The sequence below is a fragment of the Burkholderia mycopellens genome (assembly GCF_964265025.1).
In the GTDB taxonomy this organism is placed as follows: Bacteria; Pseudomonadota; Gammaproteobacteria; order Burkholderiales; family Burkholderiaceae; genus Burkholderia.
In genome coordinates this window covers 1897393-1915827 of the sequence record NZ_OZ183802.1, presented here as the reverse complement: position 1 = coordinate 1915827, position 18435 = coordinate 1897393, and the positions used below count along the sequence as shown (strand labels likewise).

Sequence of the window (18435 nt, the reverse complement as noted above, 5' to 3'; positions counted from 1 at the left end):
GGCATGGGAGGCGGGACATGGCAGTAAGTCAGGAGGGACGGCCATCCGCGGGACGGCCGTCCGGGGCACGGTCATCCGGCACGCGGCAGACCGGCGGGACGAAGGCGCGCATCCTCGATGCGGCCGAGGACCTATTCATCGAGCATGGCTTCGAGGCGATGTCGATGCGCCAGATTACGTCGCGCGCGGCGGTCAACCTCGCTGCGGTCAACTACCACTTCGGCAGCAAGGAAGCGCTGATCCACGCGATGCTGTCGCGTCGGCTCGACCAGCTCAACCAGGAACGCCTGGGCATCCTCGACCGCTTCGATGCGCAGCTCGGCACGCACATCACCTGCGAGCACGTGCTCGGCGCGATGTTCATTCCCGCGCTGAAAGCATCGCGCGATCCCGAGCGCGGCGGGCCCGGGTTCCTGCGGCTGATCGGCCGTGCGTACACCGATCCGTCGCCGTTCGTGCGCAACTTCCTGACCGCGCACTACGCGAGCGTCGCGGGCCGCTTCTTCGATGCGTTCCAGCGCGCATTGCCGCACCTGCCGCGCACAGAGCTCGGCTGGCGTCTGCACTTCGCGATCGGCGCGCTGTCCGGCGCGCTCGCGGGCGCCGAAACGGAAAGCCTGATCGACGAGTTCTCGCAAGGCCGCACGATGAACGACGTGCAGATGATCGCGCGACTGTCGTCGCTGATCGTCGCCGCGCTGAAAGCGCCGATGCCCGACAGTGCGCAACTGTCGATCTTCGCGGCCGTGCTCGACGACGCGGGCGCAAGCGAAGCGTTCGGGCTGCCGCAGTCGGCTGCGACCACCGTCGATACGGCAACGCTGCATTCCACGAACTGAGCGCGCGAGGCCACGCGCGGCTTCCTGTTCACGAATTGATTGAAACGCGCGGTCGTGCGGGGCGTCGAGGCGCCCCGTCGATCGGCCGTGCGGCACAGGGCAAGGGCCGGCGCTGAAACGTCCGCCCTCGCCGAGAGCAAAGAACGGAGACTCGTCATGTCATCTTCCGCAGCAACCGCAGCGGCCCAGGTTCCGCCGAACACCGACTGCATCTGGTACGCGTCATACCCGCCCGGCGTCCCGCACGACATCGACGTCACGCAATACGCATCGCTCGTGCAGTTTTTCGACGAATGCACGAGCCGCTTCGCCGAGCGCGTCGCCTACGTGAGCGCAGGCGCATCGATGACCTATCGCACGCTCGCGCAGAAAGTCGACGCGTTCGCGTCGTACCTGCAAAGCATCGGCGTCAAGCCCGGCGACCGCGTCGCGATCATGCTGCCGAACACGTTCCAGTACCCGGTCGCGCTGTTCGGCACGTTGAAAGCCGGCGCGATCGTCGTCAACGTCAATCCGCTCTACACCGTGCGCGAACTCGCGCACCAGTTGAAGGACAGCGGCGCGCAGACGATCGTCGTGTTCGAGAATTTCGCGCGCACGCTGCAGGACGCGCTGCCGGAAACGCAGGTGAAGAACATCGTCGTCACCGCGCTCGGCGACCTGCTCGCCGACGGCTTCAATGCGAAGGGACGCCTGATCAATTTCGTGCTGAAGCACGTGAAGAAGCTCGTACCGGCCTACCACCTGCCGCAGGCCGTCCGGCTGCGCTCCGCCCTCGCGCTCGGCGCGCGCGGCAAGCCGCAGCCCGTGCAGATCACGCGCGACGACCTCGCGTTCCTGCAATACACGGGCGGCACGACCGGCGTCGCGAAAGGCGCGATGCTCACGCACGGCAACCTGATTGCGAACCTGCTGCAGGCGAAGGCCTGGATCGCCGACCAGGTATCGGGCGACGTCGAAACCGTGCTCACGCCGCTGCCGCTGTATCACATCTATTCGCTGACGGTGAACGCATTCATCTTCATGGGGCTCGGCGGGCGCAACATCCTGATCGCCAACCCGCGCGACATGACGATGGTGATGAAGATCATTCGCAACGAGACGTTCACCGGGATCACCGGCATCAACACGCTATACAACGCGTTCCTCGACAACGAAGAATTCCGCAAGCGGGATTTCTCGAAGCTGAAGCTCGCAATGGCCGGCGGGATGGCGATGCAGCGCGCAGTCGCGGAGCGCTTCCAGCAGGTGACGGGCCGGCCGGTCGTCGAAGGCTACGGCCTGACCGAATGCTCGCCGATCGTCACGATGAACCCCGTGGACCTGAACGACATGGCCGCGTTCAGCGGTTCGATCGGCCTGCCCGCGCCGTCCACCGTCGTGCGCTTTCGTCGCGAGGACGGCACCTGGGCGTCCATCGGCGAGCCAGGCGAGCTGTGCGTGCAGGGTCCGCAGGTGATGCGCGGCTACTGGCAGCGCCCCGACGAAACGGCCAAGGTGATCGACGCCGACGGCTGGCTCGGCACCGGCGACATCGGCGTGATGGACGAACGCGGCTTCATTCGCCTGATCGACCGCAAGAAGGACATGATCCTCGTGTCGGGCTTCAACGTGTATCCGAACGAAATCGAGGAAGTGCTCGTGATGCATCCGGGCATCAGCGAAGCCGCGGCGATCGGCATTCCCGACGAGGTACAGGGCGAACGGATCAAGGTGTTCGTCGTGCGCCGCGATCCGTCGTTGACGGTCGACGACGTGCTCGCGCACTGCCGCAAGAACCTGACCGGCTACAAGATGCCGAAATTCGTCGAATTCCGCGACGCGTTGCCGCAGACCAACGTCGGCAAGATCCTGCGCCGCGCGTTGCGCGACGAGGAACTCGCCAAAATCAAGGCCGCGAAGCAAGGCTGAACGATCCATCGCCTCCGGAGACGCCGTCGATGAACGAAGGAAAGAAGCGCCACGCACGGCATGCCCCCGCCGTGGCCGTCGCCTGCCTGTTGTCGCTCGTACAGGCAGGCCTGCATGCACAGGAAACGGCCGACGCCGCGAGTGCGGCGGCGGGCGTCACGCTGCCGGTGGAACTCGCGAAAGTCACGAGCGAGCCGGTCGCGCAGCAGGCGCGCTGGCTGCGCACGGCCGCGCAGCGCGGCACGCTCGCGCAGCTCGACGACGCGACGCTCACCGCGCTCTTCAAGGCACTCGATCCGCTTGCCGTGCCGCTCTATATCCGTAACGGCCCAAACGGCTATCCGTCCTACCAGTTCACGATGGTGCGCCAGGAGCGCATCAGCGGAAAATGGTCCGAGACACCCGACCGCATGCTCGTGAAGACCACCCGCGAGCCGCTGCGCGTCTATGCGAAATGGCTGCCGGGCGGCGCGCATGCCGGCCAGGAGACCATCTACGACACGACGCAGCGCAAGGATGAGATGTACGGCCACCTCGGTGGCCTGCTCGGCAAGATTCCGCTGTGGACGGCAATCGACGGCGCACTCGCGCGCGCCCAGTCGAATCACCAGGTGAAGGATCTCGGCACCGAGTTCATCACGAACCTGTACCTGACCGAAGGGAAAAAATACGTGGAAGCCGGCGTGCAACGGCCGACCGATGTTGAAGCCAGGACGATCAACGGCGTGCGGGTCGTCGCGCTCACCTACGAAACGCCGACCGGCCAGCCGCAGTTCTACGCGAAAAAGGAAGTCCTGGGGCTCGATCTGCACGCGCCCTATTTCCGGACCGTCGAGTCCTATGACAACGACGGCAAGATCTTCGAGCGGATCGTCATCGAGAAAATCGCGCCAGCGACGCTCGACGACACAGCATTCGACCCGAAAAACCCTGACTACGCATTCTGATGCTGCCGGCAGGGCCGACCTCGGGCTCAATCGTCATCGTCGTCGCCATGGTAGTCGTATCCATAGCCCGGATAGGCGACCACGGCCGGCTGCGGCGCTCAATAGACCGGCGCCGGCTCGACATAGACCGGTGCGGCCGGTACGCCAGCGCCGGCTGACAGGTCGACATGCCCCGCCATCGCACTGCCGGAGGTCGACATCGCCACGCGCCCGACTCACCCTGTCCATCGCCTCTTGTTCATGTTCTGAATCCCTGATACGCACCGGCCCGCCCGGCTCGCGCGACCAAACCAATGTAAGCGTCGCGCGCGAACCAAGGCGATACGGCACGGCGAGCGCCGTAACGCGGCCTAACGAAATGGCATTAGCCGTTTGGCCGAATCGCGAAAATGCGTGGGAACGTCTATAGTGGGTTACGGTTCGACACAATCACGACTTCGCGCTCCCCGATCGAACAGGGTAGAATCCCGCCAAACACCTTGTGGACGAACACGCCACACACACGCACAACATATTCTCTGACGCAGGCTCCTGCCGCACCTCAATGGCCAATCCCGCAGAATCCCATCCGCAAAACGACTTCATCAATTCGGCGCGCAAGGAACGTAAGCGCGTTGAAATCTATCTCGTCAACGGCATTCGTCTGACGGGGTGTATCGAGTCGTTCGACCAGTACTTGGTGATGCTGCGCACCCCCGTGGGTCTGCAAGGCATCTACAAGCGCGCGATTTCCACGATCCAGCTCGACACGGGCGGCTCGCGCCCGGGCGGCAGCGGCCCCCGCGGGCCGCGCACCGGCGGGCGCCCCGGCGGCCGTGAAGGCGGCGGTCACAGCCCGTACGGCTCGCACGGCGGCCCGCGTGAATCGCGCGGCGACGGCGGCTACGGCTCCCGCGAACCGCGTGAAAGCTATGGCTCGCGCGAACCGCGCGAAGGCTACGGTGCCCCGCGCGAACCCCGTGAACCGCGCGAAAGCTACGGCGCGCCGCGCGACACCGGCGACTCATCCGGCAACGCATCGCCGTCGGATTCCCGCGGCGGCAACGGGCCGGTCATCGTGACGCGCCGCCGGCGAATCGTGCCGGACGGCCAGTAAAGCAAAAGGGCAAGCCAAAAACCGGCTTGCCCTTTTTACTTGTGCGGCCGGCGCGGCATGTCGCCGCACCGTCGCCGGGTTCAGCGCGCCGTCGTCGGCAGGCCCGCGTCGGCCTCGCGCTGCAACGAACGCACCTGCTGCTGCAACGCACGCAGTTGCGATTGAAGCTCGGCCTGCTGCGCCTGCAATGCGGCCGTCTCGTTGCGTACGCTCTTCTGGCGATCCGCGACCGCCGCCTGCTGCTGCCGTGCGATCGAGATATCGGCCTGCAGACGCCGCGCGCGATCCTGCGTGACTTCGATCTGCTTGTCCATTTGCGCCCTCTGCGATTCCAGCTTCGCTGCCCGCAGTTCGTTCACGGCCAGCCGCTCCGCCTGGCGCGAGAAATCGCGATAGATCGCTTCCGCACGCGTTTCGTCGTAAGTCTTGATGACACGCCAGAACGCCTTCTGCTGGAACAGCGCGACGAAGTACGCACCGTCCTTCACGTTGAACAGCAGGCTTGCGCCGTAGCTGCCGTTGTAGCTCGTGCGCATTTCCGTCAGCGCGTGTGCCTGGATCTGGCGCTGCAAGTCGTCGACCGTGCTCGGCCCCGTCGACTCGCCCGCCTGCGGCTGCACCGATGTCTGCGAATCGATCACCGGAATCGCCGCCACCGGCGCCGACGCCTGCTGTACTGCCGGCGAACCGCTATCTGCCAGACTTTGCGCGTATGCGCCCTGCGTGCCTCCCACCACGGCGAGCAACACGCACGCCCTTCCCAACCCCGTCATATGGCTCATGAAGTTCTATTCCCGCCCGAGTCGTTGTAATTCAGCGCGATTTTATCTCATTAATTACTCACTTTCGCGGGTCTCGGGCTCCTCGTCGAAGATCTGATATTTGCGCATTTTTTCCCACAGTACCTTGCGGCTGATGCCGAGCTGCTGCGCCGTATCCTGACGCCGCCAGCCGTTTGCGTCGAGCGCCGCGATGACGCGGTTGCGCTCGTTCATGTCCCACTTGCTGCGGTCGACGAAGACCTCGGCCGCGCTTTCCGCCGGTACCGGCTGCGCCGAATTGCGTGCATGCGCGATCAGCCGCTGCAGCCGCGCGGCATCCCACCCGCCCGTCTGCCGCACCGTCACGCCGACACGCTCGGCGAGGTTGCGCAGTTCACGCACGTTGCCGGGAAAATAGCTGTCCGCGACCGAATCCGTCAGCCAGTACGGCAGATCGGACAACTGAGCGAGCCGCTCCTCGCCGACGACCTGCGCGACGAATGACTTGAACAGCGCGATCTTGTCGACGGCGCCGCGCTCCTCCAGCGACGGAATGTTCAGCTCGATCACCGCGAGCCGGTAGTAGAGGTCGGCGCGGAACAGGCCATCCTTCACGAGTTGCGGCAGCTTCTTGTTGCTTGCAGCAACCAGGCGGAAATCGACCTTGACCGGCGTCGTCGCACCGACGCGCAGTACCGCGCCATCCTCGAGCACGCGCAGCAGCTTGACCTGCTGGTACAGCGGCAGATCGCCGACTTCGTCGAGGAACAGCGTGCCGCCGCCCGCCTGCTCGAAATAGCCTTTATGCGCAACAACCGCACCCGTGAACGATCCCTTCGCATGACCGAAGAACAGCGATTCGAACAGGCCGTCGGGAATCGCGCCGCAGTTCACCGGCACGAATTCGCCGTGCCGATAGCGCGAGTGCTTGTCGTGCAGCAGTTGCGCGATGCGCTCCTTGCCGACGCCGGTTTCGCCGTGCAGCAGCACGTTGGTGTCGCAGTCGGCGAACGTATCGACTTCGTGCAGGAGCGCCTGCATCGATTCCGAGTGCGCGACGAGTTCGGACGGTTGCGACGTTTCGGCCGTATGCGCACGCAGCTGCGTGACGAGCTTGCCGATCATGCCGCGCAGTTCGGCGCAGGTGAAGTCGAGCGGCAGGATATGCGAATACTCGGGCGGATACTGCGACGCGTCGTGGTCGCGCGCCGCGCCGACCCAGACGACCGGCATGCCGATGTTGGCCTGCCAGTCGCGCAGGAATGCCGCGCCGGTTTCGATCATCGACACGCTGATGATCGCCAGCGATGGCCGCAATGCGGCGCGCTCGGGCGAGACTTCCGCGTTGTCGGCACGGATCACTTCGACGTCGAAGCTCGCCATGCATCGGGCGACACGGTCGACAATGTCCGCCTTGCCTTCCCAGACGTACAGGTCGAGCTCTTCGATTGCGGAGGGGGTTCTCATTGTTGATGCTTTCAATGAACGATTTGCGGGGCGTTGCAAGTCAGGCCATGTTGTATCACGGTCACCTGGCCGATTTGCAATCCTAATGCCGTCAACAACGGCGTGACCAACAGGTTGAGCAACGGATTGACAAGCCCGATCAGCAAAGGAATGAGCTGCCCCGTGAGCGGCTGAAGAATCTGGGTCAAGATCGATAGATCCAGCCCTGCCACGCTGAGCTGGATCGACGTTGTGCCCAAGAGATTGGCCAGCTGCACGTTGAGCGAGTTGGTTGCTGTCGACGACGTGGTCCAATTGGGTCCCGGAGACCAGGCGGACGACGTGCATGCACCGTTACCCGGCTTGGTGTTGCAGAACGAGTATTGCGAATTGTTCTGATACAAGATCCCCGTCCCCGACAACGGCAGGCTGGTGCTCAACGCGCCTGGGGTCGAAGGCAATGGCGGGCCGCTGTAGATCGGCGTGCTCGTGCTGCTCCCGACGTACGCGACGGGGTTCGGCAGCGACAGACTGAGTTGCAGAAGCGAAAAATTCCCGAGCAGCCCTGCCCCCGACAACTTCGCCACCGGAATCGTGCCGGTGCTGGACGCACAGCTCGGGGAATTCAGGTTCAGCGTCCCCCCAGTATTTTGTCCGGCGCAAATCATCGCTACGCCCGGCAATACCCCAAAAGTCGCGGTGCTCGATGCCGGGGTCGATTTGCAACTCGTATTGGCCAGCCAGGCCCGACCGGGGCCGCCCAGAATGACGTAGAGAGGCAAATGTGGTCCCGAAATCTGCAGCGTCAGCAGGCCGGGAATTCCCAGCGGGGGCGGATCCGACAGCGCCTGCACATCGACGTAGAGCCCGATCTCCGCTTGCGACGCCTGCGTGCGCCATATGCCATTCACTTGTCCGGCTTCGCCAATTCCGATCGACGGTGGCGCCAGCACCTGCAATTGCAGGCTATTGACTCGAACCAGCGACGACACCGCTGAAATGAGCGGACAAAACGCACTGCCGGGACAGCTTGCTTGACCAACCGACAGCGTCAGCGCGCTGTTGTATGCGCCGATCTGAGCCGTCGTGAGCAACAACTGCAGCACATTGATGCTTGCGTTCGCCGCCGCCTCTGCATTGCTGCCCGAGTATTGGAGGAGACTCCCAAGTGAGATCTTGTTGACATTGACATTGGCGCCAACGCTGTTGCTTAGCACGGTGAGCACCGTGCCCACCGTGGTATTGCTGCCCACCGCCGTCGCCGTGAGGTTCAGGATATCCGAGACGGTCAGGCTGAGACCGAGCAACTTCCCGACGCTGGCTGGACTCGACATGCCCGCCGTGCCGAGCTGGGTCGCGACATTCGCCAATTGACCCAGCGTGACGTTTGCTCCGGCCAACGCCTGGTAATTGGCCAGGCCGACGTTGACGTTGGTGGAGGCACCCAGCAACCCGGTAAGCAGCGGATCGAGTATCGCGGACGAGGAGGAGTTCAGGGTCGCAAGCGTCGAGCTCACGCTAAACGTGTCGATCGCCGCCGCACGTGCGGTAGCCGTCGCGGAGACAACGGCCTGCCGACCGCTCAACTGGTTCAGGAGCCCCAGGAAGTAGTAGTTCACCTGCCGGTACGCCGTCACCTGCACCGCATTCGCTGCAGTCGACGCCGGCGTCACGTAGGCGGTCGACGCATCCCAGCTCCCGCAGGTGACGGCAATCTGATCGTTTCCCGTGGAAGGACTTGCCGTCGCCGTCGCGCTTATCAAAGTGAACGTATAACCCTTGTCGTTGATGTTTGCACTCGCCGTCACATTGCTCTTTGCATCGGTCAGGCAACCGCTCGGATCGCTCGTCATCGGCTGCACTGCAGCCAACGCGGCCAGGTCCGCGACCCGCTGCAGGTCCCGCTTCTGCAAGTACAGATTCGCGATGTCGATCACGCCGAGCACGATGATCGCGACCGTAACCCAAATCGCTGCGATGACCACGATGGAGCCGCGTTGCCGTCGTCTGCCCGGCCAGCGAGTGCCGCGCCACCGAAACCCATGTGCTTGATCTGCCAGCATTGTCATCTCGCTTACTGCGCACTCTGCCCGCTACCCGACATACCGCCTGACGAACTGCCGAGCGTACTCATCGACTGCGGAATCTTGTTCTTGAACGAGTCGAGATAACGCTGATAAACGAGCGACGCGACATCGCCGAGCATCGGCTGCACCGGTGCCGCCGCGCGATTGTCTCGCTGCATAGAAAGCCATTCCTTGGTCGAGCGATCGACGTCGGATACGGCTGGCGTCGCCGGCTGTTGCGCATGTACGGATACGGTGCCCACTGCCATGCAAACGATCGCGCCCAATACCGCGATCCGCCCCGCGCGCATGGCGCGATGATGGTTGTTATTCATGTCGTTCCCCGCCTGTCTGTTCTGATCATTGTGCAAACCGTTGCAGCAACGGCACGGTCTGGTCATAGCCGAAATTGTTTGCCATCGGCGTGATCGGCGCGGTCGCAGCGCGGCGCGACACCACCGGTGGCGTTGCGACCGCACGCTGCTGTGCACGTGCAGCGGCCGCAATTTTCGCGGCATCGCCAACGATTTCCTTGCGGATATCCGGCGGTAGATGCTGCTGGTTCATCAGCCGCTGCGCGTCCTGTGTGCGCCCGGCCGCGAGCAGATACAGTGCGAGATTGCTGACGATCTTCGGATTGCGTTGATCCAGTTCCGCCGCCTTCATCAGCGGCACGCGCGCGCCGACCACATCGCCGCTACGCAATTTCGCATAGGCCAGATCGGACAGCAGCGACGCATCGGTGGGCGCGAGTTCGGACGCCTGCGTCAGTGCCTGTACCGCCTGACCGAAATCGCCGGACGCACCGGCGATCAACCCGAGTCCCCGGTAACCGCGAGCGGCCAGCGGCGTCTTCAGCAACTGCGTATAGGCGGCCGCGCTGGCGGCCGGCTGATCGGTCATTCGCAGTGCGTCCGCGCGCAGCAGGGTCGTGTCGGGCGACACACCGTACGCCTTGTCGTAAGCGTCGATGTGTGCGAGCGATGCGTAATAGAGGCCCTGTGCCTGCATCCGCTGAATCAACCCGAGATACATCGCGGGCGTATCCGGCACCGTTTGTTTCTGGTCAGCAGCCTGAATCAGCGCCGCGCGTTCGGTCTGCGCGCCGATACCATATCCGCTTTCCTTGGTCGCGCAAGCACCAAGCAGCAGCACCGCTGCCGCCATACCTGCGTGCCTGGCCATCCTGGTGATCCGCTTCATCGTCTTCCCTTCCACCCATCAATGATTCGCCGACAGCGCATGTATCACTGCCAGCAACCCGGGTCCCGCCGTCACGATCAGCAGCGCGGGTAGCAGCGTCAGGACCATGACGCCCGTCATCTTCACGGTCAGTCGGCCGATCCGTTCGCGAAGCATTGCGCGGCGCGTCTCCCGCAGCCGGTCGCCGAACTGCTTGAGCGGCTCCTGTACCGCACCGCCGTGCTTGTCGACCTGCACCATCAACCGGGTGATCGCGCGCAAGTCCTCGTTGTCGAAACCGCCCGACAACCGCTGCATCGACTGATCGCGCGTGCGGCCCGCTGCGAACTGACGCTGTGCGATTCCAACCTCCGACGACAGCACCGGCATCATCCCCCGGAAATCGTTGGTCACGACCTGCAGGCTTTGATCCAGCGACAACCCAACGCCCTGCAACAGGCGCAACATGTCGACGAACAGCGGCAGTTCGTCGACGACGCTTTGGCGACGAGCAGCGGCACGGCGCTGCACATAAAGCTTCGGCAGCATGAAGCCGAGCCCGAATGCAGCGAACATCCCGACCATCCAATATCCGCCCTTCATTCGTCCACTGGCGAATATCGCAAACAGAAGCGGCATCCCGATCCCACAAGCGATCCGCGCGCTCAGGAACAGTCCGCGCGTGCGCGTGTCGACGTAGCCGCATTGCTCGAGAATACGGCGATCCTCCTCCGCGACAATGTGCTTGCCGAACCCGGTATCGAGCAAGCGCATTCCCGCCGCCGACAATCGCGCAAGCATGCGCTCGATGCGCTGACGGCCCGGCGTGGCCGGTTTCGTTTCGCGGATATCCTCCGCCGTGGCCCGTACCTTGGCTGCTTCGAGCGCTGCCATGCGCTGGTCGAGCGCACGGGCCAGCGCACGTTCAGCACGTGACGCGGCGCTCGCACGCAGCAACGCGACCACTCCGAACAACAGCACGCCCAGCGCGCCAAGCGCCAGAGCAACCGATCCGATCTGAGTTGCCGTCATCGCATCACCTGAGTCGAGCCATTCGATACAACCACACGGCCCCCGCAACCTGCAACAGGAACGCGACGATAAGGAGCAATTGTCCGCGCGGATCAATCCACATCCCCTCCAGATATTTCGGATTGGTCATCACGACAAAACTGCCGATCGCGATCGGCAGCATCACGAGTACGAACGCCGATAGCCGCGTCTCGGCCGACATCGCCGTCAGCTCGCGCTCCGCCTGCTCGAGGTCGCGCATGAACACGGCCATGCGTTCGAGCATCACGTCCGCGCGACCGCCATACTTGACCGACAACCGCAGCACCGATCCGAGCAGTTCGAATTCCTGCGCCCGGTAGATCTTCGCGATATGGAGCATCGCGCGATCAATCTCGACACCCGTGCGCAACATCCGGGACACGTGATCGAGACACCCACGCAGCGGCTCCTCCGTCGTCAGCAGCGCTGCCTGAAATGCGGCCGGCACGCTGTTGCCCAGCGTCACCAGTCGCACGATGCCGTCGAGAAACGACGGGATCTGCCGAACGATCTTCAGTCGCCGCCGCTGGATGCGCGACGTGAGCCAGATGCAAAAAATCGCGCTTCCGCAGACCAGCGCAGCGAAGCATGCAAGCGCGCCGCCGCGGCTACCCGCAATTGACACAATCGCGACCAGCACGGCCAGCGCAACGACCGCTTTGCCGCGCGCGCCTTCGATCCCGGCGCGATTCACGAGGTTGCTCAGATACTCCGTCGCGACCGCGTGCCAGTGCGCCCAGAAATCACGAGATACCGCATTGCGCACATCACCGGATGACGCCACAGTCCGCGAACCAGCGGATGCGGCCGGTCTTGCGGACGGCGACGCCGCGCGTGCACCGGGTTCAAGTCGGCTGTCGATGAAGCGCTTCGCATCCGTGCGCACTCGCCGGGTTTCCGCATGCCGCCACAGCATCAGCGCCGACGCCACACACAACATTGCGATCGCGAGCATCCAGACCGTCGCGCTATACATTGAAGCCCCCGCCGCGACCGAACCCGCCTCCGCCAAAGCCGCCACCGAACCCGCCGCCACCCGGTCCGCTGTTCGCCAACGTCTGGCGAAACCGCGCGAGTTTCGGCGAATGCGGATGGATACCCAGCGATTCCCAGTGATCGATCTCCTCGCCCTCGGGCGTCACGCGCGCTTCGTAGCGATACAGCTCCTGCGTCGCGATGATGTTGTCGGAAAGCCCGGTCACCTCGGTAATCGACAGAATCCGGCGGCGTCCATTCGACAGTCGCCCGATCTGCACGATGAAGTCGATCGCGTTCGCGATCTGGCGACGCAGGCTCGACTCGGTCCCCTGGAAACCCGCAAAACCGGCGAGCATCTCGAGACGGTACAGGCACTCACGCGGCGAGCTCGCGTGCACGGTGCCCATCGAGCCGTCATGGCCCGTGTTCATGGCCTGCAGCATTTCGAGTACTTCGCCGCCGCGCACTTCGCCGACGATGATCCGGTCCGGGCGCATCCGCAGCGTATTGCGCAGCAGGTCGCGAATCGACACGACGCCGGTGCCGTCGAAACCACCCGGACGGCTTTCGAGCCGCACGACGTGAGGGTGGTTCAGCGACAGTTCGGCCGTATCCTCGATCGTCACGACACGTTCGGCATCCGGAATGTGGAATGCGAGCGCGTTAAGCAGCGACGTCTTGCCCGAACTCGTGCCGCCCGACACGAGCACGTTGCAGCGTGCCTCGACTGCCGCCTCGAGCAGCGCGCCGATCTCTTCGTTGTACGTGCCGTTGCCGAGCAGGTCCGAGGGTTTGAGCGGATCCTTGCGGAATTTCCGGATCGACACGATCGGGCCGTCGATCGAAAGTGGCTCGATCACGACATTCACGCGTCCGCCGTCCGGCAACCGCGCATCGACCATCGGGTTCGATTCGTCGAGACGACGCCCGATCGGCGCAAGGATCCGGCGCACGATGCGTAGCAAATGCGCATTGTCGGTGAAGCGCACCGGCAGCTTCGCGAGGATCCCGTGACGCGACACATACACATCGTTGTAGCCGTTGATCAGGATGTCCTCGACCGCGGGATCCGCGAGCAGATCCTCGATCGGCCCGAAGCCCGCGAGTTCTTTCGTCAGCGCTTCGGCGATCGCACGCACTTCGTTCTCGTTGAGCGGAATGCGGCGCAAACGCACGAAGCTGTCAATCTCGAGATCGACGAACTGATTGATCGCCTGGCGGGACCATCGGCCGAACTCGGCGCCCAGTTCCTCGATACGCGTCAGCAGGTGCTCGTGCGCAGCATTCTTGATGTCGTGGAATTGCTGCGTCTGGGAGAACGGCGCTGCGCCGTCGGCAAATTGAATGTCGTGTGCCATCGCTTACGACCGCTTGGACGAAGGTTGAATGAAACGCTTGAGCACGGACAGGCCCGGCGCGGCGCGCGACGCGCCTGCCATGCCCGATATGCCGGGCAACCGCGCGGCGAGGGTTTCGAGTGCGCGCACATACGGATCGCGCTCCGCTGCATCGACGATGAGCCGTCCCTGGTTCGCGGCATGGCCGATCGCGACGCGACGCGCGGGCAAGGTGCCGACCAGCGACAAGCCAAGACGCTCGGCGATCTGCCCCGGCATCAGGTCCAGCGCGGGATCGTACTGATTGACCACGAGCTTGACACGGTCGGTATCGACACCCGCATCGCGCAGCCCGGTGAGCAAGTCGGCCGCCGACACGATCGATGCGACGCCCTGATCGCAGACAAGCCACGCCTCGTCGGCCGACGCGGCGATCTGCGTGACGAACTCGCGATTCGAGAACCCTCCGAGGTCGACGACCTGCTGGTCGAAAAATGCACGAAAGCGGTTCAGCAAACCGATGCATGACGCATAAGACACGTCGCGCAATGCACCGAGGTCCGGCGGCAGCGTCGTCAGTGCGACGCCGCTCCGGTGCCGTGTGAGCGCAGTGTTCACGAACGTGCGATCGATGCGGCGCAGGTTTTGCACGGCGTCGATGAAATGGAATTCGCAGCGCGTGTTCAGGAACAGCGCGCCGTCACCGGCCGGCAATCCCAGATCGATCAGCGCGGTCTGGCGACCGGCCGGTGCGCCGCCGTCCGGGCTGCCCGTCGCGCCGGGGCCGAGCGCCCGCTTCTGCAGCCAGACCGCGAGATTCGCTGCAAGCGTGCTGACCCCCATGCCGGCACGCGCCCCGAGCAGCGCGACGACCTTGCCGTGGCGGCTCGTCGGCTCGCTGACGTTGGACAGCAGACCTCGCGTCGTCCGCAGTGCGTCCTCGGCCGAGGCGGACACGTCGATGAAATCGCGCACGCCCGCACGGAGTGCGGCGAGCGTGCTCTCCGGCTGGGCAAGCGAGCCGAGCGCAATGATCGGCAACCCGGGGTGCGCTGCGCGTACCATCGCAGCGGCGACGCTCGCCATATCGCTGCGTTCAGAGAAATCGATGAACACCAGCGCCGGATTGAGCCCCGTAATGCGCTGCGCAAGTCCACCCGGCTCCAGCGATGCGGCCTCGACCGCCCCGGCCGACACGAGCGTATCGGCCAGCCAGCGCACATGCGCTTCCTTTGTCGATGCGCAAACGAAGTAGTCGGTCACGGCGGGTTCACACAAAGATTGGGTTCGTGCATTCATGTCGAACACCCCCGATTACGCAAGGCGTAGCGATGTGTCGCAACGCACAATGCCTCACATTCATTTCGAAAAACCCGGGGCGGCATCCGGCGACGCCGCTCCGCCCAGATAGGATCGCCAGACCGGCCCGTCACGCTGCTCGGACAACTCGCCGGGCGTGGCCGGCAGTACCGCACCCTTCGCAATCGGTGCGACGAGATGCGGGGTCACGATGATCAGCAACTCCTTGTCGTTCTGCTGGTAGTTCAGGTTCTTGAAGAACGTACCGATAATCGGCAGGTCGCCGAGCAGCGGTACCTTGTTCACGTTCGACATCGTCTGGCGGTCGATCAGGCCTCCGATCACAAAGCTCTCGCCGTCGCCGAGTTCGACCGTCGTATCGGCACGGCGCGTCGTGATACCCGGCACGGCAACACCGCTGATCGTCACGCTGTTCACGAAGTCGAGCTGGCTCGATTCCGGCGCGACCTTCAGCGCAATCCGGTTCGGGCTCAGCACCGTCGGGGTCAAAGAAAGGCCAACGCCGTATTGCTTCCACTGGATCGCGGTCGAGCCGAGTCCCTGTGGCGACGGCACCGGAATCTCGCCGCCTGCGAGGAAGCTGGCGCTCTGGCCGGACAGCGCGACGAGCGTCGGCTCCGCGAGCACGCGCGCCATGTTGTTCGCTTCGAGCAGCGACAGGTCAGCGAAGATGCCACGTCCCGCAGCGTTCACAACCAGATTGAATGCAGACGCAACCGGTGCGCCGAGCGTCGGAATATATCCGCCCGTGCCCGGCCCCGAGCTGCCGTTATACGATTGCACGCCGCCCGGCGAGAACGAGCCGAACGAAAAACCGTTGCTCTGCTTGAAGAAGTTGAAGCCTACTTGCTTGAGCACCGAGCGGCTGAATTCCACTACCCGAACATCGACCTGCACCACGTTCTTGCCGGCCAGCGTGGAACGATCGATCACCGTGCCCTTGGGGCTCATGTTTTTGGCAACCGCCACGGCCCGCTCGTGCGCGTCGAGCGATGCCGCCGCTCCCCGCAGCACTGACGTCCCGCCGTACGCTTTCACCTGAGGCGTCGAGCCGTCGAGTACCGCTTGCGCAGCCGCGTCGACGACTTCGACGCTCCAGACCGTCGGCTCGTCGTGACCACGCTCCCACAACATCACGTTCGTCGCCCCCGGCGCTTTCGCGGTCAGCAGCACGGTACCGGAACGACTGCCCTTCATGATCAGCACATCGGCGATCGCCGGATCGCCGACGGCGACCCGCTGCAGCGCGCGGCCGGCAGAAATCTGCCGCTGCGCGCCGACCGCAAGCTCGATCGTGCCGCTCGCGCTTGCCAGGGAGGCGAATGTCAGGGCCCAGAGAGCAATCGCGAATGCAATCAGTGTGTTTTTCATTGTTTGTTGGACCGTCGCACGGCCTTTACTTGTCGTCGCTGATATCGATGGCCATCGACGTTGTTCAATACGCAACCGTTTCCGACCGGCCGCCCCGGATCACCTCGATGCTGCCCCCGCTACCGCTTGGCCGCACCGCCGGCGGCAACCGCGAAGGCAGCGGCGGCATGTTCGCGTTCGCCACTGCGATCCTCGGCGTGCCGGACAGCTGTTGCAGCGAAACGCCGGCCGCTGCGAGCGCCGACGGCGACAGCTTGTTGTCCGTTCGCACAGCCACCGTCTGCATCGCAAGCTCGTCGTCGCGCGGGTTGCGCAACGCGAGCGTCAGCCGGCCGCTCGCCTCGCCGAGCGTCAGTGCATCGACCTGCGCCGTCGGTACCGCGAGTACCGCGATGCGCGCGTTGCTCGGTTGGCCGTTATTGCCGTTCGTGTTGCTGCCGCTATCGCGCTCGGGTGTCGCATCGCCGAACGACAGCACGCGAACCTTCGACATCAGGAGCCGAGCTTGCGTCTGCGAAACTTCGCCGTCGAGCATCCCGCCGCCCGCTTCACGCTTCAGATTCAAGAATACGTCGACGAAATTGCCGGGACGCAGACGGTTGCCGACCGCATTGGTCTCGTCGACGCGAACCGCAATCGCGCGTTCGCCCGGCTGAACGTCCTCGGCGAGCCCTGACACCAATGCATCCGACACGACCGGCGCCGACGCCGGGATGTCCCTCGCCGGAACGCGACCGACCAGTGCGGTCGGATCGGCAAACGCGCCGACCGGTGCAGGTGCGGTCGGTTGAACCTTCAACGCATCAGCAGCAATCGGCTGACCGACCGGCAGCATGCGCGTCGCAATGACCACCGGCACCGGGTTCGCAGCGACGGACTGCTGGACAGGGACGGGACTCGACGGACTGCGCCCGAGCATCCATGCGTAGATTCCGAGCAGAACAGCGATCGCAATCAGCAAACCCGCGATGATTTTTGTCAGATTGTTGGCCATGTTGATATGGGAGTGCCGGAATCAGGTTCTGGAGCGTGCAACGGTCGAGTGACTAAATTCAGTTTCAAAGCATGCTGGGCTGAACCTGTACGGTCGCGCTACTCTGCAACTGCGGCGCACTGAACAGGAATATCCACGGAATCAGCGGATTCGCCGCATATGAATAGGTCGTCGTCACCATCACGTTGAAGGCAGACGTGGACGTCGATGTGAATGTCGTGCCGCAGGTCACGCCGGGCGTCGATGTGGGTGTTGGCACCGAAGTGGAAACCTGCGCAGCGAAACTGACGTTGCTCGACCACGGCGCGCCGGCCAACGCTTGCGCAACGGCGTTCCGCGCATTGACCTGCAGCCGGTCACACGGCGCAGACGTGTAGTTCAGCGCGGCACGCGCACCCTCGGATGCCGCGAATGTCAGGCTCTGCTGGATTATGAAAACCATCCCGAACGTGACGATCGCGTAAAAGATCAGGAAGAACAAAGGAAACACGACAGCGAACTCGACCGCCGCCACTCCCCGTTGCCGCCGCCATGCGGACGGCTGGCGCGCCTGCGTCCCCCGAGCCATCACATCCCCCTCACATACACAAGATGCAGCAGCCACACCGCCGCAGGCATCACAAGAAACGCCGCATATGGCGTCGCTCGGCGGCCACCGAGTGTCATCGTGGGCGTCGCGCGCTTGTACAGTGCGAAGACCGAGGTACGCGACAGAAGCATCACCCAGAGCGCGTGCACGCCTGCGGCAACGCTTGCGACAATCCAGAGCCACAGCAATGCTGGCGCACCACACCATGCACCCAGTACGGCGAATACCTTGACATCGGCCGCGCCCATTACACGCAATGCGAACAGGGGGAAAAAGCAAACCAACCCCACAGCCGCACCGGCCAATGATTGGGTCAGCGATATTCCGAATGGGTTTCGACTGATAGCCGCAGCCATCAACGCGCCGATCAACCCCGAGACGACCAGCGAGTTTCGAATGCGCCGAAAGCGGATATCGCCAGACGCGACGAACGCCGCCCAGCCCAGGAATACCCCGATGAAGAAAAGACGAGCCATCACATCGCTATCTACCGCGACTAGGACAGCGGGCGAATTACGTCAATAATTCGCCCGCCGCAAAGACGC

The 18435-nt window shown here is 64.0% G+C and carries 17 protein-coding genes; 4 read left to right on the top strand and 13 right to left on the bottom strand.

The window, feature by feature from the left end; genetic code table 11:
- The first annotated feature begins 17 nt into the window (after nucleotides 1–17).
- The 4 genes from ACPTTC_RS08835 to hfq all read left to right on the top strand — a co-directional run bounded on the left by ACPTTC_RS08835 (nucleotide 18) and on the right by hfq (nucleotide 4793).
- Nucleotides 18–839 carry a TetR/AcrR family transcriptional regulator gene (locus tag ACPTTC_RS08835; RefSeq protein ID WP_175952922.1) on the top strand — a complete coding sequence of 274 codons (822 nt, stop codon included), beginning with the start codon at nucleotides 18–20 and terminating at the stop codon, nucleotides 837–839.
- Between the two features lie 156 nt (nucleotides 840–995).
- Nucleotides 996–2750 (top strand): AMP-binding protein, encoded by a 1755-nt coding sequence (locus ACPTTC_RS08830; RefSeq protein ID WP_423392223.1) that lies wholly within the window; start codon nucleotides 996–998, stop codon nucleotides 2748–2750.
- 29 nt (nucleotides 2751–2779) lie between these two features.
- Nucleotides 2780–3697, top strand: coding sequence for a DUF1571 domain-containing protein (locus ACPTTC_RS08825; RefSeq protein WP_423392222.1), 918 nt, complete (start codon nucleotides 2780–2782; stop codon nucleotides 3695–3697).
- A 544-nt stretch (nucleotides 3698–4241) separates the two neighbouring features.
- On the top strand, nucleotides 4242–4793 hold the full coding sequence (hfq, locus tag ACPTTC_RS08820; RefSeq protein ID WP_423393338.1) for an RNA chaperone Hfq: 552 nt from the start codon (nucleotides 4242–4244) through the stop codon (nucleotides 4791–4793).
- Nucleotides 4794–4873: 80 nt separating this feature from the next.
- Here hfq and ACPTTC_RS08815 read toward each other — a convergent pair whose 3' ends face one another.
- From ACPTTC_RS08815 to ACPTTC_RS08755, 13 genes are all read right to left on the bottom strand, one after another.
- Nucleotides 4874–5575, bottom strand: a complete 702-nt coding sequence (locus tag ACPTTC_RS08815; RefSeq protein ID WP_423392221.1) for a DUF2968 domain-containing protein — start codon at nucleotides 5573–5575, stop codon at nucleotides 4874–4876.
- Nucleotides 5576–5629: 54 nt separating this feature from the next.
- Complete coding sequence (locus tag ACPTTC_RS08810) at nucleotides 5630–7021, bottom strand: sigma 54-interacting transcriptional regulator (protein WP_423392220.1); 1392 nt, start codon at nucleotides 7019–7021, stop codon at nucleotides 5630–5632.
- 11 nt (nucleotides 7022–7032) lie between these two features.
- Nucleotides 7033–9063: a pilus assembly protein TadG-related protein gene (locus ACPTTC_RS08805; protein ID WP_423392219.1), complete on the bottom strand. Its 2031-nt coding sequence runs from the start codon at nucleotides 9061–9063 to the stop codon at nucleotides 7033–7035.
- An 11-nt stretch (nucleotides 9064–9074) separates the two neighbouring features.
- Nucleotides 9075–9401 carry a DUF3613 domain-containing protein gene (locus ACPTTC_RS08800; RefSeq protein ID WP_423392218.1) on the bottom strand — a complete coding sequence of 109 codons (327 nt, stop codon included), beginning with the start codon at nucleotides 9399–9401 and terminating at the stop codon, nucleotides 9075–9077.
- A gap of 25 nt (nucleotides 9402–9426) precedes the next feature.
- Nucleotides 9427–10269 carry a pilus assembly protein gene (locus tag ACPTTC_RS08795; RefSeq protein WP_423392217.1) on the bottom strand — a complete coding sequence of 281 codons (843 nt, stop codon included), beginning with the start codon at nucleotides 10267–10269 and terminating at the stop codon, nucleotides 9427–9429.
- An 18-nt stretch (nucleotides 10270–10287) separates the two neighbouring features.
- The gene (locus tag ACPTTC_RS08790; RefSeq protein WP_423392216.1) at nucleotides 10288–11280 is read right to left on the bottom strand and encodes a type II secretion system F family protein; all 993 of its coding nucleotides are present in this window, start codon (nucleotides 11278–11280) and stop codon (nucleotides 10288–10290) included.
- Nucleotides 11281–11284: 4 nt separating this feature from the next.
- The gene (locus ACPTTC_RS08785; RefSeq protein WP_423392215.1) at nucleotides 11285–12277 is read right to left on the bottom strand and encodes a type II secretion system F family protein; all 993 of its coding nucleotides are present in this window, start codon (nucleotides 12275–12277) and stop codon (nucleotides 11285–11287) included.
- Nucleotides 12270–13637 (bottom strand): CpaF family protein, encoded by a 1368-nt coding sequence (locus tag ACPTTC_RS08780; protein ID WP_423392214.1) that lies wholly within the window; start codon nucleotides 13635–13637, stop codon nucleotides 12270–12272. The genes ACPTTC_RS08785 and ACPTTC_RS08780 overlap by 8 nt, the downstream gene beginning before the upstream one ends.
- A gap of 3 nt (nucleotides 13638–13640) precedes the next feature.
- Nucleotides 13641–14915 carry a fimbrial protein gene (locus tag ACPTTC_RS08775; protein WP_423392213.1) on the bottom strand — a complete coding sequence of 425 codons (1275 nt, stop codon included), beginning with the start codon at nucleotides 14913–14915 and terminating at the stop codon, nucleotides 13641–13643.
- A 60-nt stretch (nucleotides 14916–14975) separates the two neighbouring features.
- Nucleotides 14976–16307 carry a type II and III secretion system protein family protein gene (locus ACPTTC_RS08770; protein ID WP_423392212.1) on the bottom strand — a complete coding sequence of 444 codons (1332 nt, stop codon included), beginning with the start codon at nucleotides 16305–16307 and terminating at the stop codon, nucleotides 14976–14978.
- Between the two features lie 64 nt (nucleotides 16308–16371).
- On the bottom strand, nucleotides 16372–17301 hold the full coding sequence (gene cpaB / locus ACPTTC_RS08765; RefSeq protein ID WP_423392211.1) for a Flp pilus assembly protein CpaB: 930 nt from the start codon (nucleotides 17299–17301) through the stop codon (nucleotides 16372–16374).
- A 64-nt stretch (nucleotides 17302–17365) separates the two neighbouring features.
- On the bottom strand, nucleotides 17366–17869 hold the full coding sequence (locus ACPTTC_RS08760) for a TadE/TadG family type IV pilus assembly protein (protein WP_423393337.1): 504 nt from the start codon (nucleotides 17867–17869) through the stop codon (nucleotides 17366–17368).
- The gene (locus ACPTTC_RS08755; protein ID WP_423392210.1) at nucleotides 17869–18366 is read right to left on the bottom strand and encodes an A24 family peptidase; all 498 of its coding nucleotides are present in this window, start codon (nucleotides 18364–18366) and stop codon (nucleotides 17869–17871) included. The genes ACPTTC_RS08760 and ACPTTC_RS08755 overlap by 1 nt, the downstream gene beginning before the upstream one ends.
- Nucleotides 18367–18435 lie beyond the last annotated feature (69 nt).

Bases quoted from the DNA above. Each gene is read 5' to 3' on its own strand.
- ACPTTC_RS08775 (WP_423392213.1), bottom strand. From the start codon at position 14,915: ATGAATGCACGAACCCAATCTTTGTGTGAACCCGCCGTGACCGACTAC.
- ACPTTC_RS08790 (WP_423392216.1), bottom strand. From the start codon at position 11,280: ATGACGGCAACTCAGATCGGATCGGTTGCTCTGGCGCTTGGCGCGCTG.
- ACPTTC_RS08785 (WP_423392215.1), bottom strand. From the start codon at position 12,277: ATGTATAGCGCGACGGTCTGGATGCTCGCGATCGCAATGTTGTGTGTG.
- ACPTTC_RS08815 (WP_423392221.1), bottom strand. From the start codon at position 5,575: ATGAGCCATATGACGGGGTTGGGAAGGGCGTGCGTGTTGCTCGCCGTG.
- ACPTTC_RS08755 (WP_423392210.1), bottom strand. From the start codon at position 18,366: ATGGCTCGTCTTTTCTTCATCGGGGTATTCCTGGGCTGGGCGGCGTTC.
- ACPTTC_RS08810 (WP_423392220.1), bottom strand. From the start codon at position 7,021: ATGAGAACCCCCTCCGCAATCGAAGAGCTCGACCTGTACGTCTGGGAA.
- ACPTTC_RS08825 (WP_423392222.1), top strand. From the start codon at position 2,780: ATGAACGAAGGAAAGAAGCGCCACGCACGGCATGCCCCCGCCGTGGCC.
- ACPTTC_RS08835 (WP_175952922.1), top strand. From the start codon at position 18: ATGGCAGTAAGTCAGGAGGGACGGCCATCCGCGGGACGGCCGTCCGGG.
- ACPTTC_RS08830 (WP_423392223.1), top strand. From the start codon at position 996: ATGTCATCTTCCGCAGCAACCGCAGCGGCCCAGGTTCCGCCGAACACC.
- hfq (WP_423393338.1), top strand. From the start codon at position 4,242: ATGGCCAATCCCGCAGAATCCCATCCGCAAAACGACTTCATCAATTCG.
- cpaB (WP_423392211.1), bottom strand. From the start codon at position 17,301: ATGGCCAACAATCTGACAAAAATCATCGCGGGTTTGCTGATTGCGATC.
- ACPTTC_RS08805 (WP_423392219.1), bottom strand. From the start codon at position 9,063: ATGCTGGCAGATCAAGCACATGGGTTTCGGTGGCGCGGCACTCGCTGG.
- ACPTTC_RS08795 (WP_423392217.1), bottom strand. From the start codon at position 10,269: ATGAAGCGGATCACCAGGATGGCCAGGCACGCAGGTATGGCGGCAGCG.
- ACPTTC_RS08770 (WP_423392212.1), bottom strand. From the start codon at position 16,307: ATGAAAAACACACTGATTGCATTCGCGATTGCTCTCTGGGCCCTGACA.
- ACPTTC_RS08780 (WP_423392214.1), bottom strand. From the start codon at position 13,637: ATGGCACACGACATTCAATTTGCCGACGGCGCAGCGCCGTTCTCCCAG.
- ACPTTC_RS08800 (WP_423392218.1), bottom strand. From the start codon at position 9,401: ATGAATAACAACCATCATCGCGCCATGCGCGCGGGGCGGATCGCGGTA.
- ACPTTC_RS08760 (WP_423393337.1), bottom strand. From the start codon at position 17,869: ATGGCTCGGGGGACGCAGGCGCGCCAGCCGTCCGCATGGCGGCGGCAA.